The organism is Kitasatospora sp. NPDC001175, assembly GCF_053598215.1.
This window is the reverse complement of the sequence record NZ_JBSFJU010000075.1, coordinates 23696-30672: the sequence shown is the minus strand read 5'-3', so window position 1 is coordinate 30672 and position 6977 is coordinate 23696. Positions and strand designations below refer to the sequence as shown.

The 6977-nt window shown below is 70.4% G+C and carries 6 protein-coding genes, 1 tRNA gene and 1 pseudogene; 3 read left to right on the top strand and 5 right to left on the bottom strand.

The features are described 5' to 3' along the window. Positions 1-71: 71 nt before the first annotated feature. On the bottom strand, positions 72-908 hold the full coding sequence (locus ACWDAK_RS34500; RefSeq protein ID WP_427395734.1) for a hypothetical protein: 837 nt from the start codon (positions 906-908) through the stop codon (positions 72-74). A 528-nt stretch (positions 909-1436) separates the two neighbouring features. Between ACWDAK_RS34500 and ACWDAK_RS34495 the strand changes: the two genes are divergently transcribed. Then, positions 1437-1697, top strand: coding sequence for a hypothetical protein (locus ACWDAK_RS34495; RefSeq protein ID WP_427395733.1), 261 nt, complete (start codon positions 1437-1439; stop codon positions 1695-1697). 147 nt (positions 1698-1844) lie between these two features. On the opposite strand, the gene ACWDAK_RS34490 is transcribed toward ACWDAK_RS34495, so the two are convergent. After that, positions 1845-1918, bottom strand: a tRNA-Gly gene (locus ACWDAK_RS34490). 386 nt (positions 1919-2304) lie between these two features. On the opposite strand from ACWDAK_RS34490, the gene ACWDAK_RS34485 reads away from it, so the two are divergent. Beyond that, positions 2305-2541, top strand: a complete 237-nt coding sequence (locus ACWDAK_RS34485) for a hypothetical protein (RefSeq protein WP_344639217.1) — start codon at positions 2305-2307, stop codon at positions 2539-2541. A gap of 93 nt (positions 2542-2634) precedes the next feature. After that, complete coding sequence (dcd, locus tag ACWDAK_RS34480) at positions 2635-3210, top strand: dCTP deaminase (protein WP_344639216.1); 576 nt, start codon at positions 2635-2637, stop codon at positions 3208-3210. A 54-nt stretch (positions 3211-3264) separates the two neighbouring features. Here the strand turns inward: dcd and ACWDAK_RS34475 are convergent, their stop codons facing one another. The 3 genes and pseudogenes from ACWDAK_RS34475 to ACWDAK_RS34465 form a co-directional block, all read right to left on the bottom strand. Next, the gene (locus tag ACWDAK_RS34475) at positions 3265-4158 is read right to left on the bottom strand and encodes an alanyl-tRNA editing protein (protein ID WP_344639215.1); all 894 of its coding nucleotides are present in this window, start codon (positions 4156-4158) and stop codon (positions 3265-3267) included. 225 nt (positions 4159-4383) lie between these two features. Beyond that, positions 4384-5403: a Yip1 family protein gene (locus ACWDAK_RS34470; protein ID WP_344639214.1), complete on the bottom strand. Its 1020-nt coding sequence runs from the start codon at positions 5401-5403 to the stop codon at positions 4384-4386. Positions 5404-5783: 380 nt separating this feature from the next. Further along, positions 5784-6848: pseudogene (locus ACWDAK_RS34465) on the bottom strand (sugar phosphate nucleotidyltransferase); the annotation flags it as partial. Positions 6849-6977: the final 129 nt, after the last annotated feature.

Below are 6977 nucleotides of genomic sequence, written 5' to 3'. Positions count from 1 at the left end.
ATTGCTGCTGGTCATCAGGGATGGAACTCCTACTCGGGCCCTCTCAGGCTAACCCGACAAAGCGGGACGTCTCACCCAAGGCTGACAGAGAGGGGGACCGTGTCGCCGATCTCCAGCACGTGGCGCACCGCCTGGACGTGCCCACCGCCATCCTCGATGTTGGCGGGCAAGTCGATCGCGATGTCGTCCAGCCAGAGCTTGGCGTCCCCGGGACCGCCGGACTGGCTCAGCCGTACCCACCGATCCGCCTTGAGGGAGTGCAGCAACTCCTCTCGCAGTGGGTCACGCACCTCCAGCGATCCCAGACGCACCGTCTCATTGCTGAGCATCGACAGCACGTCCCCAGCTGTGAGCAGTCCAGGAAATGCCCAACGGACGTCTTGGTGGGCGTCCAGCATGGACCTGAGCTGGTCCGCATGCCAGATTGCGAACCCCTTGACCGCGAGGCGGGCCCGAACAGCGTCCTCGCTGCCCAGCTCGCTATTCACGAAGCTGTTGATCGAGTCGATCCCGCCAGACTTGGCAACGGCTGACAGATCGATGTTCGTGACGAAGATCAGGTAGTCCGGAAGGCGGGTCCGGGTACCGTTCCGCGCGGCCTTGACCCAGTTGCCGATCTCTTTGCGGATCTCCTGCTGCAGCCACACCGCATTGTCGAGCGGCGTCGGCTTCGGTTTCACCTGAAACTTCGCCTGCAGCACAGTGAAACCCGACCAGGCATCCGGCGCCGCAGCCTCCCCCACACAGGTCGCCGACCAGGTGATCGTCCCCTCGAACGTGGCCTCCCGACCACCGTCCGAACCATCGCCGAACACCTGCACGCCAGACCCGATCTCCTCCCTCGCGAGCGCCACCACCATCTGCTCGAACGCACGAGTACCAAGCCGGGTCAGGTCATAGTCAGGCACCCAGCCATCCTGGCAGAACACACCGACTACCCAAAGCCGTTGAGGCATCATCAGACACCCTGCCGCCTCCGGACGGCGTTTGCGAGCCGGAGTGCGCCGCCCTGGCGTGCGCATTCCAACAGCTGGCCGGAGCAGGTGAAGGCCAGCTTGGTCAGCGACGTCCGGTCGCTGACCAAGCCGGCCCACCGAGTCCGCACACCGCCTCAAACGGACTCACAGAAGGCAGAAATCCCACCCAATCACATGGATCAGACGGGATCTCGTCAACCATCTCCCGAGCTAATTCAAGAACAGTCGCTTCACGAAGGACGAGGGGATCGACTACTACTTCCGCACCGGCTGGGACCGCATCGCCCCACTCGCCAGCATCGAGGGCCACTTCTTCGGCCTAGCCTCGCCTGGCTCAAGCTGGCCCACATCGCCGGGCACCCCAGCGATAGACCAGGGATCATCGAGCCCCACGCTCGCCTGATCCTCCTCCTGCCGATCCTCGGCGACGTCGACCTGCCAGTCGGCTCCACCAAGGCCATGGCCGGCACCCTTGCCGTCATCGGCACTCCAGCCAAGGACAGAAACGCCCTCGCCGAGGCCCTGCTCGACCACCCCTTCTGGGACGGCGAGATGTGGTACTCCGAAGGAGCCGGCTCTCCTCTCAGCGACGCCAGCAGCCCCGCCCACGCCAGCCGCGCGCTGCTCTGCGGCGGTTCCTACAGCCCCCGCAGCATCCGCTTCGGCCTCTCGCCCGACCAAGACGCCCGTCTCGCCGAAGCCCTCGGTACTGCCGACTGACGACGGCCTTCGGTGCCCCCCGCCGAGCACACCCCGACCGAGGGCGGCCGTTGTTCCGGAGCGTTCTGGCACGGATCTGGCACGGCGGGGACGGATCGGTCCAGACAACGCGAAAGGCCCAGGTCGTATGACCTGGGCCTTTACTGCTGGAGCGGGCGACGAGAATCGAACTCGCGCTCTAAGCTTGGGAAGCTCATGTTCTACCATTAAACTACGCCCGCCTGACGAGCCGTCACTGACTGCTCGACCGCTTCACACTCTACCCCATCCGAGAGGGCGCTCGGGTCTGGCGTGAACGCGGCGTCGGGTCGATGCGCGCGAGTGGGGTGAGGCGTACTGTGTGGGCCGCCCCGCTGGGATGGGCGGGGCGGCGAGCCGCTGCATGGAATGTCCGGAACATCCCCTAATGTGTCGCTGTCCCGGGCGAGGGGCCCGTGTGGACACCGGCCACGGGTACGGCAGTTCCGCAGGACCGGGCGTTCCATGAGGACGACCGATCCGCCGGGACGGCTGTCTCCTGGGGGATGGCAGCTTCGCAGGACCGCGGTTCCACAGGGGGTCGCGGCCGTGCGGCGCTACCGCCGCAGTGGCGCGAGTACGGGGAAGAATGGGAAGGGGATCGATGGAGCAGCGCACCGTCGTTCGTTGTGCCGAGGGGCACCTGTTCAGCACCAGCACGTTCCCGATGCAGCAGCTCGGCCCCGGCCGGCTCGGTCCCGGCCGACTGATCCGCTGTCCGCGGTGCGGACGGCTGCGCAGTTCGGTTCCGGCCGATGTGAGCGAGCTGTCGGCGCCGCAACTGGCGCGTGCGATGCGGCTGGAGGCGGCTCAGTTCCTGGCCTGAGTGGCGGGGAACCGGGCTGCCACAGGGCAGGACGGACGACGTGGGCCCCGGCCGGATTCGGCCGGGGCCCACGTGTGCACGTACTCTCGAAGCGTGCTGCTCTCTGACAAGGACATCCGTACCGAGATCGACAAGGGTCGGGTCGTGATCGACCCGTTCGACCCTGCGATGGTCCAGCCCTCCAGCATCGACGTCCGGCTGGACCGTTTCTTCCGGGTGTTCGAGAACCACCGCTACCCGCACATCGACCCCTCCGAGGAGCAGCCGGACCTGACGCGGCTGGTCGAGCCGGAGGGTGATGACGCGTTCATCCTGCACCCGGGCGAGTTCGTGCTGGCCTCGACGTACGAAGTGATCACGCTGCCGGACGACGTGGCCTCCCGGCTGGAGGGCAAGTCCAGCCTCGGCCGGCTCGGGCTGCTGACGCACTCCACCGCGGGCTTCATCGACCCGGGCTTCAGCGGGCACGTCACCCTGGAGCTGTCGAACGTGGCCACCCTGCCGATCAAGCTCTACCCGGGCATGAAGATCGGCCAGCTCTGCCTGTTCCGGCTGTCCTCGCCGTCCGAGCACCCGTACGGCTCCGAGCGGTACGGCTCGCGCTACCAGGGCCAGCGCGGCCCGACGCCGTCGCGCTCGCACGTGAACTTCCACCGCACCCAGGTGTGACGTCAGACGGCAGAGGGGGCGTACGGACAGATCCGTACGCCCCCTCTGCCATGCTCAGGCCCGCTTCGGGCGGGTGACCGCGACCAGCTCGCTGCCGTCCTCGGAGAGCAGCAGTTCGGTGCGCAGCTCGGCCAGTTCGCCGAGGTGGTGCAGGTGGGTGCCGCCGCAGAAGATCTCGGCGGGGCCGGCCGGGAGTTCGCAGTGCCAGCGGCGGCGGGCGGTCAGCTCGGGGCCCGGCACCTCGATGCGGACCACTGCGTCGGCCGCGACCCAGGCGGCGAGCTGGGCGTTGACGGCCTCGGTGAGCTCGGGGAGGGCGTCCGCCAGCGCGGGGTACTCCTCGGTGGCCTCCGTGGTGAAGCCCTTCTTGCGCAGGGACTTGCCGAGCCGGTAGGTGTCGGTGCTGGCCTCGGTGTCCATCACCGAGGAGGCCATGGCGAGGCTGTCGAAGTCGGGGTTGCCGAAGGCGTCGGCGCGGCCCGGGTCCTTGCGCCAGCGCGGGGCGAGGGCGGCGTTCAGGGCCAGGGCGAGCAGGTGGCAGCCGCTGTGCGCGGCGGAGAGCAGGGCCCGGCGGTCCGCGTCCACGCGCAGCTCGGCGAGCTGCCCGACCGCGTCGGCCGGCTCCGTCTCGACCACGTGCAGCACCAGCCAGGACCACTCCTCGTCGCCCCGCCGCACCGGGATCCCGGCGCCCACCAGCAGCTCGCCGCCCTCGGGGCCGACGGCGCCGGTCAGGCAGTCCACCACCGGGTAGCTGACGCCGCCGACGGTGAGTTCGCCGAGGTCGGCGGGCTGGTCGGGCCAGGTGTGGTCGAGCGGGTGGAACGGGGTCGCCTCGGTGACCACGGCGTACCGGCCGTCGGCCAGCGCGTGCACGGCGAGCACGGTCGACTCGCCGCTAACCTCCCCGGCCGGGAAGCTGACGTGGGTGGTGGGGAGGAGGGTCATTCGTGGGCTCCGTGCACGGGAAGAGAGGGTGGAGAGGCACCGTCGAAGGAAGCGGGGCAGCCCCCACCCTAGCTCCGCCCGTACCCGCACCGACCCGGCTCGGCTCGGCTCGGCTCGGCTCGGCTCAGCTCGGCTCGGCTCGGCTCGGCTCGGCTCGGCTCAGCTCGGCTCAGGACACCGGCCTCGGAGCTGCGACCATCGCCCGCCGGTCCCGGCGCTCCCGGCTCAGCCCAGCGTCGGCAGTTTGATCAGCACCAGCAGCGCCACCAGCTGCAGCGCCGCCGCGCCCGCCGCCTTGCCCCAGGGCAGGTCGTGCAGTCGGCGCACCATGCTGGTCAGCAGGAACGCGCAGAACAGCCAGGTCCCCCAGCCGAGCACCTGCACCACGACGTTGCTCGCGGGCAGGAAGAGGGCGAACAGCAGCCGCGGTGCGTCCGTGGTCCAGCCGATCAGTACGGCCAGGCCGACCGTCGACTGCCAGGGCCCGTCCCCGCCGAGCTGCCTGGCCAACGCGTACGTCACCGCACCGAGCATGCCGCCGGCCAGGGTGAAGCCGACCGCCGCCACGACGATCGCCCAGAGCGCCACCGAGAAGGTGGAGTTGACCACGTCGTTGTGGGTGGCGCCGATGCCGAGCACGGCGAGCACGCCGTAGATCAGCGAGACGGACAGCGCGGGCAGCCACACCTGGTGGTCCCGCATCCGGTCGAAGGTCTTGACCGGCTCCCGGTACATGCCCACCAACAGCTGCTTCCAGGGCAGCCGCGGCCCGCCGACGTGCGGCGAGGACTGGCCGCCGGCCCGGTAGACCGCGACGTTGTCCTGCCCGGGGTAGCCCTGCGGCTCGTCGTAACCCGGGCCGTAGCCCTGCGGCTGCCCCTGGTACTGCCCCTGGTCCGGGTAGCCCTGCCCGTACGGCTCGTACGGCTGCTGGTGCGGCGGCTCGCCGTACGGGTAAGGCTGCTCGCCGATGGCGAAGGCCCGGGTGTGACCGGGTTCGTCCGCCGATGGTCCTACCGGCTGTGCCGCCGGCCCGCCCCCGCGTGCCCCCGCGCCGCCCGGATACGCCTCGTGCGGCGCGGTGAAGAACTCGGGCTGACCGGACGCGTACGGCGGCTCGTCCTGCTGCCCGCGCCCGTACTGCCCGGCCTGCGTAGGCGCGCCCGATGGCCCACCGGGCGCCGCCGGCCAGCCCAGCCGGGGGTCTGCGGCGCCCTGTCCGTTGTCGTATCCATTGCCAGCCACGCATCGACGGTACCCGGTGGCGCTGACCGGGTGTCCGTTGATCAACAGGTCGGGGAGAGATTGCAGCATCGCTGTGACACGCCGGTGCATACGGCGGATCCTTACGCCCGATCCGTCCGCTTCTGTACGCCTGGCGTACCCGATGCACCCAGCTCCGCGCACGCCCGGTGCCGCACGCCCGGCACATCCGGATCCGCACACCCGCTTCCGCGCGCCCACACGCTCACGCGCCCCGCGCACCCGGTTGCGCACGCCCGCGCGCCCGCACGCTCACGCGCCCCGCGCACCCGGAGTCGCTACCGCTGCGCGCCGACCGCCGGTGCGTGCACCACGGCCGCCGAGGTCTCGCCGGCCGGGCAGCCGCCGGGGCCCGCGGTGGTACGGACCGCGCCCACCGGCAGCAGGGTGCCGCAGGCGATCCGGATACCGTTCGGCAGCTCGTTGTCGGCCTCGACGATCGCGCCGTCGCCGATCACGGCCCCGTCGAGCGAGGTGCGGGCCCCGATCGTGGCGTAGGCGCCGACGATGGAGTCCTTGACGAAGGCGTCCGCGCTGATCACCGCGCCGGGCAGGATCACGCTGCCCTCGACGATCGCGCCGGGCTCGACCACCGCGCCGTCGGAGACCACCGTGCCGCAGCTGAGTACCGCGCCCGGCTGGACGTCGGCGTCCGGCAGCAGCAGGGCCTCACCGGTCGGTCCCGGCACCGCCGGGGAGTCGACCTTGCCGAGCACCAGGTCGGCCGAACCGCGGACGAAGGCGGCGGGAGTGCCCAGGTCGAGCCAGTACGAGGTGTCGACCACGCCGCGCAGCAGGGCGCCGCTGTTCAGCAGCTCGGGGAAGGTCTCACGCTCGACGGAGACCTCGCGGCCGGTGGGGATCCGGTCGATCACCGATCGGGTGAAGACGTAGCACCCGGCGTTGATCTGGTCGGTGACGATCTGCTCGGGGGTCTCGGGCTTCTCCAGGAACTCCAGCACCCGCCCGTTCTCGTCGGTGGGCACCAGGCCGAAGGCACGCGGGTCCTCGACCCGGGTGAGGTGCAGGGTGACGTCGGCGCCGGTGGCGACATGGCCGTCGCGCAGCGCGGCGATGTCCACGCCGGAGAGGATGTCGCCGTTGAAGACGAGCACCGGCTCGTCGGGGCCGCAGGTGAGGCCTGAGGCGGCGTTGCGGATCGCACCGCCGGTGCCGAGCGGCTCCTTCTCGGTGAGGTAGACCAGCTCGATCCCGTAGGGGCTGCCGTCCTTGAAGTGGTCGACGAAGACCTCGGCGAGGTACGAGGTGGCCAGCACGACGCGGGTCACCCCGGCCGCGGCGGCGCGGGCCAGCTGGTGCGCGATGAAGGGCACTCCGGCGACGGGGAGCATCGGCTTGGGAGTGTGGGTGGTCAGCGGGCGCAGTCGTGTGCCCTTTCCACCGACCAGCATGATCGCTTCGGTCATGGTCCGCGCTTCTCCCCTTGTTCCGGTGTGATGGCCGTTCCGGCACGGCGGCCCGGCCGGTCTGCTGGCTGGTGCCGTCGCTCGGAAGCCCGATGCGGGCCCGTAGGCGCCTACTGTATTTCCTTCCAA

Bases quoted from the DNA above. Each gene is read 5' to 3' on its own strand.
- ACWDAK_RS34495 (WP_427395733.1), top strand. From the start codon at position 1,437: ATGGCCGGCACCCTTGCCGTCATCGGCACTCCAGCCAAGGACAGAAAC.
- ACWDAK_RS34485 (WP_344639217.1), top strand. From the start codon at position 2,305: ATGGGAAGGGGATCGATGGAGCAGCGCACCGTCGTTCGTTGTGCCGAG.
- ACWDAK_RS34475 (WP_344639215.1), bottom strand. From the start codon at position 4,158: ATGACCCTCCTCCCCACCACCCACGTCAGCTTCCCGGCCGGGGAGGTT.